The organism is Streptomyces fradiae, assembly GCF_041270065.1.
In the GTDB taxonomy this organism is placed as follows: Bacteria; Actinomycetota; Actinomycetes; order Streptomycetales; family Streptomycetaceae; genus Streptomyces.
The window spans coordinates 1,826,828-1,842,198 of the sequence record NZ_CP065958.1 but is presented as its reverse complement, the minus strand read 5'-3'; the positions used below and the strand labels follow the sequence as shown (position 1 = coordinate 1,842,198).

Below are 15,371 nucleotides of genomic sequence, written 5' to 3'. Positions count from 1 at the left end.
CCGCCCACCGCAGCAGCCATGGGCACCGGGCCGGGCCCGATGCCTGCCGGGCGTGTGCCGACGTCCCCCATCCGACGCGCGCCGCACCCCCGGCCCGGGCCGTACGCCTGTCCGTGCCGCGCCTCCGGGCGCCTGCCGCACCACTGGCCCGGACCTCACCCCGAACCTGCCGCCCGCCCCGACTGCCGTCCCCCGGCCCGCCGCCGATGGCCGAACAGCCCTCCAGCCACCGCCCCTCAGAACAGCGGCTCCGGCAGCACCCCCTCCAGCGCGAGCAGCTGCCGCTTGGTCTCCAGGCCGCCGCCGAAGCCGCCGATGCCGCCGTCGCTCTCCACCACCCGGTGGCACGGCACGACCACCGGCAGCGGATTGGCGCCCATCGCCGCGCCGACCGCCTGGGCGGCCGCCGGCCGGCCCACCCGGCGGGCCAGGTCGCCATATCCCACCACCGTTCCGAACGGGACGGTGGTGGCCAGTTCGCGCAGCACCTGACGGTTGAATCCGGTCACCAGGGACCAGTCGAGCTTGACGTCGAAGCTCCGGAGACTCCCGTCGAAGTAGGCCGCGAGCTGCCGTATCGGCTCGGCGAGGCGGCCGGAGGGGAGCTCCACGAGGTCCGCGCCCAGCGCGCCTGCGAGCCGGTCGAGGGCCCGCTCCCGCACGCGCGGGTCCGCGTGGAAGACCACGCTCACGAGTCCCCGCTCCGTCGCGGCGAGCAGCAGGGGCCCGATGGCGCTGGGCACCACCGCCCACTCCACCCGTCCCCGCTCCGGCCCGGCCGGTGTCCCCGGCATCTCCTGCTCCATGCCGCCCACCGTACGACCCGCCACCGACAACCGGTCCGGACTTTTCCCGGACCCCATGGCCGGACGGCCTCGGCGGACGCCATAATCCGATAGCACTACTCAGCGGTACCGACTGTTTTCGGACGAACGAACGTGGCACTCGGGGTGGAGGACAGACGCTGATGCAGGGCACGGTCGACGGATTCAGCTACGGACTGGTCACGCCGGTGGCGGCCTTCCTCATGGCCTGCCTCGGCGGCGCCCTGGGCCTGCGCTGCACCACCAGGTCGCTGCGCCACCGCGACACCTTCAAGGCCGGCTGGCTCGCGCTCGGCGCCACCTCCATCGGCACCGGCATCTGGACGATGCACTTCATCGCCATGATGGGCTTCTCGGTCCGGCAGGCCCCGATCAGCTACGACCGGCCCATCACCTTCGCCAGCCTCGGCGTCGCCATCCTCATGGTCGGCATCGGCATCTTCATCGTCGGCTACCGCGGCGCCACCCCGCTGACCCTGGTCACCGGCGGCACCATCACCGGCCTCGGCGTCGCCACCATGCACTACCTGGGCATGGCCGGGATGCGACTGCACGGAGAGGTCCGGTACGACACCCTCACCGTCGCCCTCTCCGTGGTCATCGCCGTCGTGGCCGCCACCGCCGCCCTGTGGGCCGCCGTCTCCGTGCACGGCTTCCTCGCCAGCCTCGGCGCCAGCGTCGTCATGGGACTCGCGGTCAGCGGCATGCATTACACCGCCATGGCCGCCGTCGACGTGCGGCTGCACGGCACCGCCGCCGCCGGCAGCGGCGACAGCGCCACCTCGCTCCTGCTGCCCATGCTGATCGGCCCCGGCGTCTTCCTGCTGCTCGCCGCCGTCGTCGTGATGTTCGACCCGCTGCTCGTCATGGGCGAGCCCGACTGGCAGCGCCCCGGCGGCCGCGGCGGCCACCCGCACCACCTCCCCGGAGTCCCCTCCCCGCGCCGCGCCGCGGCCTACGGCGAGCCCGCCAACTGGTCCGCCGCCCGCCCCGCCGCGCGCTCCGGCCGCCGGGCCGCCCACCGCGGCACGTACCGCTCCCAGGACTGGTAGCGCGACCCCGCCGGGGCCGATCGTCGCCCGGCTGTCAGTGCCGGGTCGTACGGTGGTCACATGCGGCCCGTTTCCAAGATCGAACGTACGGTGGCGCCCTTCGAGGTCGTCAGCCCCTACCAGCCCAGCGGCGACCAGCCGGCGGCCATCGCCGACCTCGACCGGCGCATCCGCGCCGGCGAGAAGGACGTCGTGCTGCTCGGCGCCACCGGCACCGGCAAGTCGGCGACCACCGCCTGGATGATCGAGAAGCTTCAGCGCCCCACCCTGGTGATGGCGCCGAACAAGACGCTGGCCGCCCAGCTGGCGAACGAGTTCCGCGAGCTCCTGCCGAACAACGCGGTGGAGTACTTCGTCTCGTACTACGACTACTACCAGCCCGAGGCGTACGTCCCGCAGTCCGACACCTACATCGAGAAGGACTCCTCGATCAACGAGGAGGTCGAGCGGCTGCGCCACTCCGCCACCAACTCGCTGCTCACCCGGCGCGACGTGGTCGTGGTCGCCTCCGTCTCCTGCATCTACGGCCTCGGCACCCCGCAGGAGTACGTGGACCGGATGGTCTCCCTCAAGGTGGGCGACGAGATCGACCGCGACCAGCTCCTGCGCCGCTTCGTCGACATCCAGTACAACCGCAACGACATGGCCTTCGCCCGCGGCACCTTCCGGGTGCGCGGCGACACCATCGAGATCTTCCCGGTGTACGAGGAGCTCGCCGTCCGCATCGAGATGTTCGGCGACGAGATCGAGGCCCTGTCGACCCTGCACCCGCTCACCGGCGAGGTCATCAGCGACGACGAGCAGCTGTACGTCTTCCCCGCCAGCCACTACGTCGCCGGCCCCGAGCGCATGGAGCGCGCGGTCAACGACATCGAGACCGAGCTGGAGCAGCGCCTCAAGGAGCTGGAGAAGCAGGGCAAGCTCCTGGAGGCGCAGCGGCTGCGCATGCGCACCACCTACGACATCGAGATGATGCGCCAGATCGGCTCCTGCTCCGGCATCGAGAACTACTCGATGCACTTCGACGGCCGCGAGCCCGGCTCCCCGCCCAACACCCTCCTCGACTACTTCCCCGAGGACTTCCTGCTCGTCATCGACGAGTCGCACGTCACGGTCCCGCAGATCGGCGCCATGTACGAGGGCGACGCCTCCCGCAAGCGCACCCTCGTCGACCACGGCTTCCGGCTTCCCTCGGCGCTCGACAACCGGCCGCTGAAGTGGGAGGAGTTCCAGGAGCGGATCGGCCAGACCGTCTATCTGTCGGCCACCCCCGGCACCTACGAGCTGTCCCGCTCCGACGGCTTCGTCGAGCAGATCATCCGCCCCACCGGCCTCGTCGACCCCGAGGTCGTCGTCAAGCCCACCGAGGGCCAGATCGACGACCTGGTGCACGAGATCCGGCTGCGCACCGAGCGCGACGAGCGGGTCCTCGTCACCACCCTCACCAAGAAGATGGCCGAGGACCTCACGGACTACTTCCTGGAGCTCGGCATCCAGGTGCGCTATCTGCACAGCGACGTCGACACCCTGCGCCGCATCGAGCTGCTGCGTGAACTGCGCTCCGGCGAGTACGACGTGCTCGTCGGCATCAACCTGCTCCGCGAGGGCCTCGACCTGCCCGAGGTGTCCCTCGTCGCCATCCTCGACGCCGACAAGCAGGGCTTCCTGCGCTCCGGCACCTCGCTCATCCAGACCATCGGCCGCGCCGCCCGAAACGTCTCCGGCCAGGTCCACATGTACGCCGACACCATCACCCCGGCGATGGCGCAGGCCATCGACGAGACCAACCGGCGCCGCGAGAAGCAGGTCGCCTACAACAAGGCCAACGGGATCGACCCGCAGCCGCTCCGCAAGAAGATCAACGACATCGTGGCCACCATCGCCCGCGAGGAGATCGACACCGAGGAGCTGCTCGGCACCGGCTACCGCAAGGGAGGCAAGGACGGCAAGGGCGCCACGTCCCCCGTCCCGTCGCTCGCCGCCCACGCGCCGAAGGCCAAGGCGGGCAAGGCGGGCAAGGCCGCGAAGTCCGGCGCGACCCTGGAACTCGGCGACCGGCCGGCGGCCGAACTCGCCGGAATCATCGAGGAGATGACCGACCGCATGCGGGCCGCCGCCGCCGAGCTGCAGTTCGAGGTCGCCGCCCGGCTCCGCGACGAGGTGTCCGAACTCAAGAAGGAGCTGCGGCAGATGAAGGAGGCCGGACTCGCCTGACGGCCGCCCGGGCCGCGGCGCCCGGGAACGGCCCGCCGCACGGCCCGGTGTGTTGCAAGACCGACACAAAACCGGGCCTCTCCGGGCACGCTGTCAGTGCCCCTGCGTAGGGTGCTGCTCACACCGATGAGAGGGGCAGCGCGTGACGGTCAACATGACCAAGGGGCAGGCCATCAGCCTGGAGAAGAAGGACGGCGGCAGCCTGACGTCCGTACGGATGGGGCTCGGCTGGCAGGCGGCACCCCGCCGCGGCCTGTTCGGCTCGCGCACCCGCGAGATCGACCTCGACGCCTCCGCGGTCCTCTTCGCCGACAAGCAGCCGGTCGACGTGGTCTTCTTCCGCCACCTGGTGAGCGACGACGGCTCGGTCCGCCACACCGGCGACAACCTGGTCGGCGGCGTGGGCCAGGGCGGCGACGACGAGGCGATCCTGGTGGACCTCCAGCGGGTCCCCGTCCACATCGACCAGATCGTCTTCACGGTGAACTCCTTCACCGGCCAGACCTTCCAGGAGGTGCAGAACGCGTTCTGCCGCCTCGTGGACGAGACCAACGGCCAGGAGCTCGCCCGCTACACGCTCAACGGCGGTGGCCAGTACACCGCCCAGATCATGGCCAAGGTGCACCGGGCCGGCTCCGGCTGGCAGATGACCGCCCTGGGCAACCCGGCCAACGGCCGGACCTTCCAGGACCTGATGCCGAGCATCTTCCCGGTCCTGTAACCCGGCGCCGCAGCGCCCACGTTCGCAACGAGAGACGGAGCAGATGACCGCCGAGCTGGTCCGGGGGCAGAACCACCCCCTGCCCCACACCCGCCTGGAGATCCGGGTCTCGGCCGGTCATCCGGTCCTCGCCGCGGCCACCCTGGGCGACGAGCAGGGCCGGGTCGCCGGCCCCGAGGCCCTCGCCCACCCGGGGGCCGCCGAACTGCCCGGCGTGGAGGTGCCCCGGCAGGCCGCCGCCCGGCACCGGCTCGCGGTCGACCTGGAGGCGGTGCGCGACACCGTCCACCGGGTCTCCGTCCTGCTCGCCCTGCCGCTCGGCACCGGCGGGCCCACCCGCTTCGGCGCCTCGGCCGCGCCCGTCGTCACCGTCACCGCACCCGACGGCACCGGCATCGCCGACTACACGATCACCGGACTCGACCGCGAGTCCGCGGTGGTCGCCCTGGAGCTCTACCGCCGCCAGGGCAGCTGGAAGGTCCGCGCGGTCGGCCAGGGGTACGAGGGCGGGCTCGCCGCCCTCCTCGCCGACCAGGGCCTCGACCGCGCCCCCGAACTCGCCGGCTCCGTCCTGGACGCCGTCGCCCAGGGGCCGGCCCGCGCCGTCCCCGCCCCCGCTGCGCGCGCCGAGGACGCCGCCGGCCGGGTTCCCGAGGGCGAGCGCGCCCACCAGGCCGCCCAGACCCAGCCCGCCGTCCCGGTCCAGCCCCCGGTCACGCCGCCGCCCCCGGCCCCGGCCCAGCCCCCGGCCGCGCCGAGCGCCGACGGGCCCATCGACTACACCCACCCGCGCCGCCGCCCGGCCGCCGCCGCGGCCCCCGGCCCCGCGCCGCAGCAGGACGCCGCCCCCGGCGCTGCCGCAGCCCCCGCCGATTTCCCGGCCCCCGTCGCCGGCGACGCCAGCGGCTGGACCATGGACGAGCGGCTCTACAACCAGGTGTGGGGCATGTTCGAGGACCTGGCCCGCGCCACCGCCGCCTACCGCAGCGCCTGCAACTTCGCCGAGTCCCGGCTCGACCAGGAGCTCGACCGGGTCCTCTCCGACCCGCGCAGCCGCATCGGCGGCGCCGGCGACGCCGCCCGCGCCGCGGCCAAGGCCAAGCACGACGAACTCACCGACCGGGCCCAGGAGGCCCTGGACCGCGACCTCGCCCAGCTCACCGCCGAGTCCGAGGTGGTCGAGCCCGCCCTGCCCGCCGCGTACGCCCGCTGGGACAGCCCCGTCTGGCAGGCCTACCGGGTGCCCATGGAGGCCCCGATTGCCGTCCGCCTCGGCGACCTCCACCTCCCTGAGCGCACCGGCCTGCGCGTTCCCTTCCTGGCCCGCCTCCCGCTCGCCCGCGGACTCTGGGTGGACTCCGGGCGCGGCCACTCCGAGGCGGCGATGCTGCTCGACGAGGCCGAGCTGCGCCGGCTCGCCCTGGAGAGCGCCGTCGCGCACGCCGTGCGGCTGCTCGCCGTGCATCCCGCGGGCCGCTTCCGGGTCCGGGTGATCGACGCCGCCGGCGCGGGTGCGCACGCCTTCGCCCCGCTCGTCGAGGCGGGCGTCCTCGCCGGCCCGCCGGCCGCCGGTGCGGCCGGGGTCTCCGCCGTACTGAAGCAGCTCACCGAGCGGGTCGATCTGCTGCAGATGGCGTCCCGCGCCGGGGCCGCCGAGGACCTGCCGCCCGGTCTGGACACGGCCGAGGAACTGCTGATCGTGCACGACTTCCCGCACGGCTTCGACGACCGTGCGGTCAACCAGTTGCGCTACCTCGCCGACGAGGGCCCGTCGGTCGGCACCCATCTGCTGCTCGTCGCGGACCGGGCCGACGCGGCGGCGTACGGGCCGGTGCTCGACCCGCTGTGGCGCTGCCTGACCCGGCTGACCCCGGTGCCCGACGACCACCTGGCCGACCCCTGGGTCGGGCACTCCTGGACGTACGAGCCGCCGGCCTTCCCGGCGGGCAGCTCAATACTGCGCCAGGTGCTCGCCCAGCTCTCCGACTCCCGAGGGCAGTGGGGTCCCTGAACCTCTGACCTGCGCTTTTGGTTCGCCTTTACCCATCCCTTTACCAATCCTTGGGTATTCGGGTAGTCTCCTCTCAGCGGAGGGGAGTACTCCCCATGCGCGGCGTACCCGTCAATACGGACAGGTCGGACACCTGGTCCCGGGGCGTCGGCCCGGGTGACCCGGGTGGAAGAGACCTCCGGCAACGACGAGGCCGATCCGTCGGCCGTACGACGCCGGAGGCGCAGTGGACGTTTCTGTGACCCTGTGGGTGCTGACCATTCTCGGTCTGGGCGCCCTGATCGCGATCGACTTCTTCATCGGGCGCAAGCCCCATGAGGTGTCGACCAAGGAGGCGGGCATCTGGACGGGCGTCTGGATCGCCCTCGCCGCCCTGTTCGGCCTCGGCCTGCTGGTCTTCGGTGACAGCAAGGCATCGGGCGAGTTCTTCGCCGGCTTCATCACCGAGAAGTCGCTGAGCGTCGACAACCTCTTCGTCTTCGTCCTGATCATGGCGAAGTTCTCGGTGCCGTCCCACCTCCAGCAGCGCGTGCTGCTCGTGGGCGTGCTGATCGCCCTGGTGCTCCGTGCGATCTTCATCGCCGCAGGCGCGGCGATCATCGCGAGCTTCTCCTGGGTGTTCTATCTCTTCGGGGCCTTCCTCATCTACACCGCCTGGAAGCTCATCCAGGAGGCCCGCTCCGACGAGGAGGAGGACGACTTCGAGGAGAACCGCCTCCTCAAGTCGATCGAGAAGAAGTTCGGCGTCGCCGACCGCTACCACGGCACCAAGCTCTTCATCCGCGACAACGGCAAGCGGGTGCTGACCCCGCTGATGATCGTCATGCTGGCGATCGGCACCACCGACGTGCTGTTCGCCCTCGACTCCATCCCGGCGATCTTCGGCCTCACCCAGGACCCGTACATCGTCTTCACCGCCAACGCCTTCGCCCTGATGGGCCTGCGCCAGCTGTACTTCCTCATCGGCGGCCTGCTGAAGAAGCTGGTCCACCTCAGCTACGGCCTGTCGGTGATCCTCGGCTTCATCGGAGTGAAGCTGGTGCTGCACGCGCTGCACGAGTCGGGCGTCCACGTCCCGGAGATCTCCATCCCGTTCTCCCTCGCCGTCATCTGCGGCGTGCTGATCGTCACGACGATCACGAGCCTGATCGCGACGAAGAGGGAGACGGGGCGGGAGGCGGAGCGGGCGGCGGTCGCCGAGGCCGGCCGCGAGGGCGTCGAGGCCTGAGGCGCGCTGCGTCAGCCCGTACAGCCGGCGACGGCGGGGCTGCTGGGGGTGCAGTTGGAGGCCAGGTTGTCCGTCACCGGAGTCGCGGTGAGGGACACCGTGCCTCCGGTGTTCAGGATGCCGCCGGCGCTGGTGAGGCTGCCGCGGGCGAGGTTGTGCGTCACCGAGCTGTTCCGGATGGTGGCGACGGCGGCGTCGCCGAAGTTGGCGATGCCGCCGCCCTGGTCGGCGGTGCCGAGGGCCCTGTTCGCGAAGACCGTGGTCCGTTCGAGGGTCAGCGAGCCGCTGTTGTTGATACCGCCCGCGGCACCACCGCCGCCGCTCTGCCGGGCGGTGGTGTTGCCGCGGATCAGCGTGTCGGTGAGGGTGGCCGTCGCACCGGAGCGGACCCGGATGCCGCCCGTGGCCTCTCCGTCGGCGTTGTCGGTCACCCGGCTGTTCGTGGCGGTCAGCGTGCCGTGCACCACGATGCCACCGACCTCGGCCCGTGCGCTGTTGCCCGTGATCGTCGTGTTCGACAGGGTCAGTGGGCCGTGCGCGGACACGCCGCCGCCCTCGTCCTGGGCGATGTTGTAGCTCACCGTGCTGTTGCGCAGGGTCAGCGAGCCGCCGGCGACGATGCCGCCGCCGGGGCCGGTGACCAGCGCCTGGTTCCGGGTGACCTCGACGGTGTCCAGGGTGGCCCGGCTGCCGAAGCCGACGGCGATGCCGCCGCCGCCCGCGCCGCCGGACGTCGACCGGCCGTCGCGCACGGTCAGGTTCCGCAGGGTGAGGTTGCCGCCCGGGCCCCGGACCTCCAGGATCCGAAAGTTCGGCGCCGTGGACGCGCGCCGGAGCGTGCTCTTGTTGCCGATGATGTCGATCTCGCTCGTGACGAGGGGCAGCCCGTTGCCCGGGTTGTCCTCCACGGTGAGCTGATAGGTGCAGCCGAACGACAGATACAGCGTGCTCGGCCCGGGCGTCGTGTTCGCCCGGGTGATGGCGTTGCGCAGGGCCGTCGCGCTGCACGGGACGAACTCCTGGGCGTGGGCGGTGGTCGGAACGGCGGCGACCGCCGCGACCGCTGTGGTCGCGACGGCGAGGACTCTGAACCTGGGCACGGGGCCTCCGGGGGGCGGACGTGGTTCACATGGGAGAATCACTCTCCGCAACATAAAAACCACACAGAGTGCCCGCAATGCGGGTGGGCTAGGCGGGCGTACCCTCCGGTTCGCGTTCCCGTTCCCGTACCTCCGCCCGGCCCGGCAGCGTCTCCGGCAGCAGCGCGAAACAGCCCAGGCTCACCAGGGCCACCACCGTCAGATAGGCCGCCACGCCCCAGGGCGGGCCCTCGCCGCCGTCGGAGACGGCCGTCGCCACGATCGGAGTCAGCGCGCCGCCGAGGACGCCCGCCAGGTTGTAGCCGACGGCCGCGCCGGTGCAGCGGACCCGGGGCTCGTACAGCTCCGGGAGGTACGCGGCGACCACGGCGAACATCGTGATGAAGGCGAGCAGCGAGCCGAGGAAGCCGAGGAACATCAGCAGCGGGCGGGCGGTGTGCAGCAGCGCGATCATCGGGAACATCCACAGCGCCGAGGCCGCGCAGCCCGCCAGGCACAGCCTCCGCCGCCCGTAGCGGTCGCCGAGCAGCGCGAAGAACGGGGTCGTCGCCCCCTTGATCGCCACCGCCGCCATCACACAGGTCAGCATCACCGTGCTCGGCACCCCGAGCCGCTCGGTGCCGTACGCCAGGGCCCAGGTGGACACCGTGTAGAAGACGGCGTAGCCGACCGCGAGCGCGCCCGCCGTGAGCAGCACAAGGCGCCAGTGGCTCCGGGCGACCTCCCGCAGCGGCGCGCTCGCCTGCTGGCCCTCGGCGGCCAGCGCCTCGAACTGCGGGGTCTCCGCGAGCGAGGAGCGCAGCGCGAGACCGGCGGCGGCCAGCAGCCCCGCCGCCCAGAACGGCACCCGCCAGCCCCAGGAGCGGAAGTCCGCGTCCCCGAGCCCGGCGGTCAGTGCGAGCATCACCCCGTTGGCGAGCAGGAAGCCCACGGCGGGCCCGATCTGCGGGAAGCTCGCCCACAGCGCGCGCCGTCCCGCCGGGGCGTGCTCGGCGGTCAGGAGCACCGCCCCGCCCCACTCGCCGCCCAGGCCGAGGCCCTGGAGGAAGCGCAGGACGAGCAGCAGGATCGGAGCGGCGACGCCGATGCTCTCGTACGTGGGGACGCAGCCGACCGCGACCGTGGCGCAGCCGGTCAGGAGCAGCGAGGCGAACAGGACCGGGCGGCGCCCGTAGCGGTCGCCGACATGGCCGAAGACGACCGAGCCGAGCGGCCGGGAGAGGAAGCCGATCGCGAAGGTGCCGAAGGCGGCGAGGGTGCCGGCGACGGGGGAGAAGGTCGGGAAGAAGAGCGGTCCGAGGACGAGGGCGGCGGCCGTCCCGTAGACGAAGAAGTCGAAGAACTCGATGGCGGTGCCGACGAGCGAGGCGGCGGCGAGCCGCCCCATCGAGGGCGCGGGGCGGGCCGTGGGCGGCGACGGAGCGTGACCGGTGTGCATGTCGCGCCAACTACCCGCCCGCCGTCCGGGTTACGGGGGCGCGCGGGAGCGCCCCCGGTGTCACCAGGGGCGCCTTGGCCGTGCCCGGGGGCTACCAGCCGCGCTCGCGCCACTCCGCGAGGTGCGGGCGCTCGTCACCGAGGGTGGTGTCCTTGCCGTGGCCCGGGTAGACCCAGGTCTCGTCGGGGAGCCGGTCGAAGAGCTTGGTCTCCACGTCGTGGAGCAGGCTCGCGAAGGCCTCGGGGTCCTTCCAGGTGTTGCCGACGCCGCCGGGGAAGAGGCAGTCGCCGGTGAAGACGTGCGGGTGCCCGTGCGGGTCGTCGTAGACCAGCGCGATCGAGCCGGGGGTGTGGCCGATGAGCCGGCGGGCGGTCAGCTCGACCCGGCCGACCCGGATCGTGTCGCCGTCCTCCACGAGCTCGTCGGTCCCGACGGGGATGCCCTCCGCGTCGTACGTCCCCGCGTACGTACGGGCGCCGGTCGCCGCGACGACCTCGGCGAGGGCCTGCCAGTGGTCGCCGTGCCGGTGGGTGGTGACGACGGCGGTGATGCCGTCGTCGCCGATCAGCGTGAGCAGGGTGCCGGCCTCGTTGGCCGCGTCGATCAACAGCTGCTCGCCGGTGGTCCGGCAGCGCAGCAGATACGCGTTGTTGTCCATCGGACCGACCGCGACCTTCGAGATCATCAGATCGGTCAGCTCGTGCACATCGGCGGGCCCGCCGACCTTCACCGCTCCGCTGTACGTCATGTGATCAGCCTAGCCCCGGCCACTGACGGCCGGGGCTAGGGCGGCTAGAGCGCCGGGAGCTCCGGGAGCGCGGGGCCCGAGAGGACGGCGAGGTGGGCGCCCTTGTCGCCGCGGCCGGCCAGCCAGCCGAGGAGCTCGGCGGCGGTGCCGGCGAGGACGACGGGCTTGCCCTCGGTGCCGCCGGTGCGCCAGGAGGGGGCGTCCTCGTCGTGGCCGAGGCGCAGCGTGACCGGCGGGACGTCCGCGCGGCCGCTCCAGCGGTCGGCGAGGAAGTCGATCTCCCGCAGGACGAATTCCTCCGGCAGGTCCTCGAGCTCGTAGCCGTCGCCCAGGTCGACGTGGTGCAGGGCCACCTCCACCCAGCGGCGGAAGGGGATCCGGGAGGCGCTGTCGGTGACGCCGTTGCGCAGCTCGACGGTGCGGTCCCAGTCTGCGGGCTCCTCGCCGAGCGCCATGAAGCGGTCGGCGGTGGCGCGCAGGTCGGCGAGCTGGACGTCCAGCGGGCGGCCGGCGCCGGCCTCGATGTCGGCTTCGCGGGTCTCCGCGTCCTTGTACATCGGCAGGCCCTGGAGCACGTTCACGAGGGCGTCGGCGTTACGGGAGAGGTGGGCCAGGACGTGGCCGCGGGTCCAGCCCGGAAGCCGTGACGGCTGGGCGAGCGCCGCGTTGTCCCAGGAGGAGACCGCGTCGATGAGCCGGTCGGTCGCCTCGCGCACGGAGGCGAGGTCACGCACATGGTCGATCATGGCGTCGACCCTAGGCGGTTCGGGGCGGGTCCGGCCAGGCCCTCAGGGCCGCGACCTGGGACAACGCCCCGGCGCCGCCACTCGTTCGGGTGAAGTGGTCGGCGAAGGTCCGGAAATCGAATGTGCGTGCTATAAGCTCGGCGGAAGCATCCGGCATCCTTGGTTGTTGGGTGTTCAGGCACATCAGGCACATCCGCTCTCTCAAGAAAGGTGCGGACCGGCGTGGCCGACCGTCTCATCGTCCGTGGCGCTCGCGAGCACAACCTCAAGAACGTCTCGCTCGACCTCCCGCGTGACTCCCTCATCGTCTTCACCGGGCTCTCCGGGTCGGGCAAGTCCTCCCTCGCGTTCGACACGATCTTCGCCGAGGGGCAGCGCCGGTACGTCGAGTCGCTCTCCTCCTACGCCCGGCAGTTCCTCGGCCAGATGGACAAGCCGGACGTCGACTTCATCGAGGGCCTGTCGCCGGCCGTCTCCATCGACCAGAAGTCGACCTCGCGCAACCCGCGCTCCACGGTCGGCACGATCACCGAGGTCTACGACTACCTCCGGCTGCTCTTCGCCCGCATCGGCAAGCCGCACTGTCCCGAGTGCCGCCGCCCGATCTCCCGCCAGTCCCCGCAGGCCATCGTCGACAAGGTCCTGGAGCTGCCCGAGGGCAGCCGCTTCCAGGTGCTTTCGCCGCTGGTGCGCGAGCGCAAGGGCGAGTTCGTCGACCTCTTCGCCGACCTCCAGACCAAGGGCTACAGCCGCGCCCGGGTCGACGGGCAGACGATCCAGCTCAGCGAGCCGCCGGCGCTCAAGAAGCAGGAGAAGCACACCATCGAGGTGGTCGTCGACCGCCTCACCGTGAAGGACAGCGCCAAGCGCCGCCTCACCGACTCCGTCGAGACCGCCCTCGGGCTCTCCGGCGGCATGGTCGTGCTCGACTTCGTCGACCTCGCCGAGGACGACCCCGAGCGCGAGCGGATGTACTCGGAGCACCTCTACTGCCCGTACGACGACCTGTCCTTCGAGGAGCTGGAGCCGCGCTCCTTCTCCTTCAACTCGCCCTTCGGCGCCTGCCCGGACTGCACCGGCATCGGCACCCGCATGGAGGTCGACGCCGAGCTGGTCGTCCCCGACGAGGAGAAGTCGCTCGACGAGGGCGCCATCCACCCCTGGTCGCACGGCCACACCAAGGAGTACTTCGGCCGGCTGATCGGCGGCCTCTCCCAGGCCCTCGGCTTCCGCACCGACATCCCGTATGCGGGCCTGCCGCAGCGCGCCAAGAAGGCGCTGATGTACGGCCACAAGACCCAGGTCGAGGTCCGCTACCGCAACCGGTACGGTCGCGAGCGCTCCTACACCACGCCCGCCTTCGAGGGCGCCGTCTCCTTCGTGAAGCGGCGGCACAGCGAGGCCGAGAGCGACGCGAGCCGCGAGCGCTTCGAGGGCTACATGCGCGAGGTGCCCTGCCCCACCTGCGAGGGCACCCGCCTGAAGCCGATCGTGCTCGCGGTCACCGTGATGGAGAGGTCCATCGCCGAGGTCTCCGCGATGTCGATCAGCGACTGCGCCGAGTTCCTCGGCCGGCTCACGCTCAACGCGCGGGACAAGAAGATCGCCGAGCGGGTCCTCAAGGAGGTCAACGAGCGGCTGCGCTTCCTCGTCGACGTCGGCCTCGACTACCTCTCGCTCAACCGCGCAGCCGGCACCCTGTCCGGCGGCGAGGCCCAGCGCATCCGGCTCGCCACCCAGATCGGCTCCGGCCTGGTCGGTGTGCTGTACGTGCTCGACGAGCCGTCCATCGGCCTGCACCAGCGCGACAACCACCGGCTCATCGAGACCCTGGTCCGGCTGCGCGACATGGGCAACACGCTCATCGTCGTCGAGCACGACGAGGACACCATCAAGGTGGCCGACTGGGTCGTCGACATCGGCCCCGGCGCCGGTGAGCACGGCGGCAAGGTGGTCCACTCCGGATCCCTGAAGGAACTGCTCGCCAACGAGGAGTCGATGACCGGGCAGTACCTGTCCGGCCGCCGGGCGATCGTCACGCCGGAGATCCGCCGCCCCGTGGACCCCTCGCGCCGCCTCACCGTGCACGGCGCCCGCGAGAACAACCTGCGGGACATCGACGTCTCCTTCCCGCTGGGCGTCCTCACCGCCGTCACCGGTGTCTCCGGCTCCGGCAAGTCGACCCTGGTCAACGACATCCTCTACACCCACCTGGCGCGCGAGCTGAACGGCGCGAAGTCGGTGCCCGGCCGGCACACGCGCGTGGACGGCGACGACCTCGTCGACAAGGTCGTGCACGTCGACCAGTCGCCCATCGGCCGCACCCCGCGGTCCAACCCGGCGACGTACACCGGCGTCTTCGACCACATCCGCAAACTCTTCGCGGAGACGATGGAGGCGAAGGTCCGCGGCTATCTGCCCGGCCGCTTCTCCTTCAACGTCAAGGGCGGCCGCTGCGAGAACTGCTCCGGCGACGGCACCATCAAGATCGAGATGAACTTCCTCCCGGACGTCTACGTCCCGTGCGAGGTCTGCCACGGCGCCCGCTACAACCGGGAGACCCTGGAGGTCCACTACAAGGGCAAGTCCATCTCCGAGGTCCTCGACCTGCCCATCGAGGAGGCCCTGGACTTCTTCGAGGCCGTCCCGACCATCTCCCGCCATCTGCGCACCCTCACCGAGGTCGGCCTCGGCTATGTGCGCCTCGGCCAGTCCGCGCCGACCCTCTCCGGCGGCGAGGCCCAGCGCGTCAAGCTCGCCTCCGAGCTCCAGAAGCGCTCCACGGGCCGCACGGTCTACGTCCTGGACGAGCCGACCACCGGCCTCCACTTCGAGGACATCTCGAAGCTGATCAAGGTGCTCTCCGGCCTGGTCGACAAGGGCAACTCGGTGATCGTCATCGAGCACAACCTGGACGTCATCAAGACCGCGGACTGGATCATCGACATGGGCCCCGAGGGCGGCAGCGGCGGCGGCATCGTCGTCGCCGAGGGCACCCCGGAGGAGGTCGCCTCGGTCCCGGCCAGCCACACCGGCAAGTTCCTGCGGGAGATCCTCGCCGCCGACCGGATCAGCGACGCCACGGCCTCCGTCCCGGCCGCGCGCGGCGCCAAGAAGGCCGCGGCCAAGAAGGCCCCGGCGAAGAAGACGGCGGCAGTCGCCACCAAGACCGCCGCGGCGAAGAAGGCCGCGCCGGCGAAGGCCGCCGCCAAGAAGACGGCCACCACCCGGGCCCGCAAGGCCTGACGGGCGCCGACACCGGCCCGAGGGGGCGCCCGCCGAGAGGAGG

11 protein-coding genes are annotated in these 15,371 nt (G+C 71.8%); 6 read left to right on the top strand and 5 right to left on the bottom strand.

The features are described 5' to 3' along the window. Positions 1–236 precede the first annotated feature (236 nt). Complete coding sequence (locus JAO84_RS08260; RefSeq protein WP_370411763.1) at positions 237–806, bottom strand: methylated-DNA--[protein]-cysteine S-methyltransferase; 570 nt, start codon at positions 804–806, stop codon at positions 237–239. A 161-nt stretch (positions 807–967) separates the two neighbouring features. Here JAO84_RS08260 and JAO84_RS08255 point away from each other — a divergent pair, with 161 nt between their 5' ends. The 5 genes from JAO84_RS08255 (at position 968) to JAO84_RS08235 (ending at position 8,050) form a co-directional block, all read left to right on the top strand. Next, positions 968–1,876 (top strand): MHYT domain-containing protein, encoded by a 909-nt coding sequence (locus JAO84_RS08255; RefSeq protein ID WP_370411761.1) that lies wholly within the window; start codon positions 968–970, stop codon positions 1,874–1,876. Between the two features lie 60 nt (positions 1,877–1,936). Further along, positions 1,937–4,090, top strand: a complete 2,154-nt coding sequence (gene uvrB / locus JAO84_RS08250) for an excinuclease ABC subunit UvrB (protein ID WP_370411759.1) — start codon at positions 1,937–1,939, stop codon at positions 4,088–4,090. Between the two features lie 142 nt (positions 4,091–4,232). Further along, entirely contained in the window at positions 4,233–4,811 is a 579-nt protein-coding gene (locus JAO84_RS08245) for a TerD family protein (protein WP_265866145.1), read from the top strand. Between the two features lie 43 nt (positions 4,812–4,854). Then, a complete protein-coding gene (locus JAO84_RS08240) occupies positions 4,855–6,822 on the top strand; it encodes a TerD family protein (RefSeq protein WP_370411756.1) in 1,968 nt (655 codons plus the stop codon). A 226-nt stretch (positions 6,823–7,048) separates the two neighbouring features. Beyond that, a complete protein-coding gene (locus JAO84_RS08235; protein WP_370411754.1) occupies positions 7,049–8,050 on the top strand; it encodes a TerC/Alx family metal homeostasis membrane protein in 1,002 nt (333 codons plus the stop codon). 11 nt (positions 8,051–8,061) lie between these two features. Here the strand turns inward: JAO84_RS08235 and JAO84_RS08230 are convergent, their stop codons facing one another. The 4 genes from JAO84_RS08230 to JAO84_RS08215 all read right to left on the bottom strand — a co-directional run bounded on the left by JAO84_RS08230 (position 8,062) and on the right by JAO84_RS08215 (position 12,082). Then, positions 8,062–9,150 carry a hypothetical protein gene (locus tag JAO84_RS08230; RefSeq protein WP_370411752.1) on the bottom strand — a complete coding sequence of 363 codons (1,089 nt, stop codon included), beginning with the start codon at positions 9,148–9,150 and terminating at the stop codon, positions 8,062–8,064. An 88-nt stretch (positions 9,151–9,238) separates the two neighbouring features. Continuing rightward, positions 9,239–10,537 carry an MFS transporter gene (locus tag JAO84_RS08225; RefSeq protein WP_370416689.1) on the bottom strand — a complete coding sequence of 433 codons (1,299 nt, stop codon included), beginning with the start codon at positions 10,535–10,537 and terminating at the stop codon, positions 9,239–9,241. Between the two features lie 142 nt (positions 10,538–10,679). Next, entirely contained in the window at positions 10,680–11,336 is a 657-nt protein-coding gene (locus JAO84_RS08220) for an MBL fold metallo-hydrolase (RefSeq protein WP_370411750.1), read from the bottom strand. 44 nt (positions 11,337–11,380) lie between these two features. Further along, positions 11,381–12,082 (bottom strand): maleylpyruvate isomerase family mycothiol-dependent enzyme, encoded by a 702-nt coding sequence (locus JAO84_RS08215; protein ID WP_370411748.1) that lies wholly within the window; start codon positions 12,080–12,082, stop codon positions 11,381–11,383. A gap of 222 nt (positions 12,083–12,304) precedes the next feature. Between JAO84_RS08215 and uvrA the strand changes: the two genes are divergently transcribed. After that, positions 12,305–15,328 (top strand): excinuclease ABC subunit UvrA, encoded by a 3,024-nt coding sequence (gene uvrA, locus JAO84_RS08210; protein ID WP_370411746.1) that lies wholly within the window; start codon positions 12,305–12,307, stop codon positions 15,326–15,328. The last annotated feature ends 43 nt before the right edge of the window (positions 15,329–15,371 follow it).

Excerpts from the sequence above, each read along its gene's own strand:
- JAO84_RS08225 (WP_370416689.1), bottom strand. The coding sequence starts at position 10,537 with ATGGGGCGGCTCGCCGCCGCCTCGCTCGTCGGCACCGCCATCGAGTTC.
- JAO84_RS08260 (WP_370411763.1), bottom strand. The coding sequence starts at position 806 with ATGGAGCAGGAGATGCCGGGGACACCGGCCGGGCCGGAGCGGGGACGG.
- JAO84_RS08215 (WP_370411748.1), bottom strand. The coding sequence starts at position 12,082 with ATGATCGACCATGTGCGTGACCTCGCCTCCGTGCGCGAGGCGACCGAC.
- uvrB (WP_370411759.1), top strand. The coding sequence starts at position 1,937 with ATGCGGCCCGTTTCCAAGATCGAACGTACGGTGGCGCCCTTCGAGGTC.
- JAO84_RS08240 (WP_370411756.1), top strand. The coding sequence starts at position 4,855 with ATGACCGCCGAGCTGGTCCGGGGGCAGAACCACCCCCTGCCCCACACC.
- JAO84_RS08255 (WP_370411761.1), top strand. The coding sequence starts at position 968 with ATGCAGGGCACGGTCGACGGATTCAGCTACGGACTGGTCACGCCGGTG.
- JAO84_RS08220 (WP_370411750.1), bottom strand. The coding sequence starts at position 11,336 with ATGACGTACAGCGGAGCGGTGAAGGTCGGCGGGCCCGCCGATGTGCAC.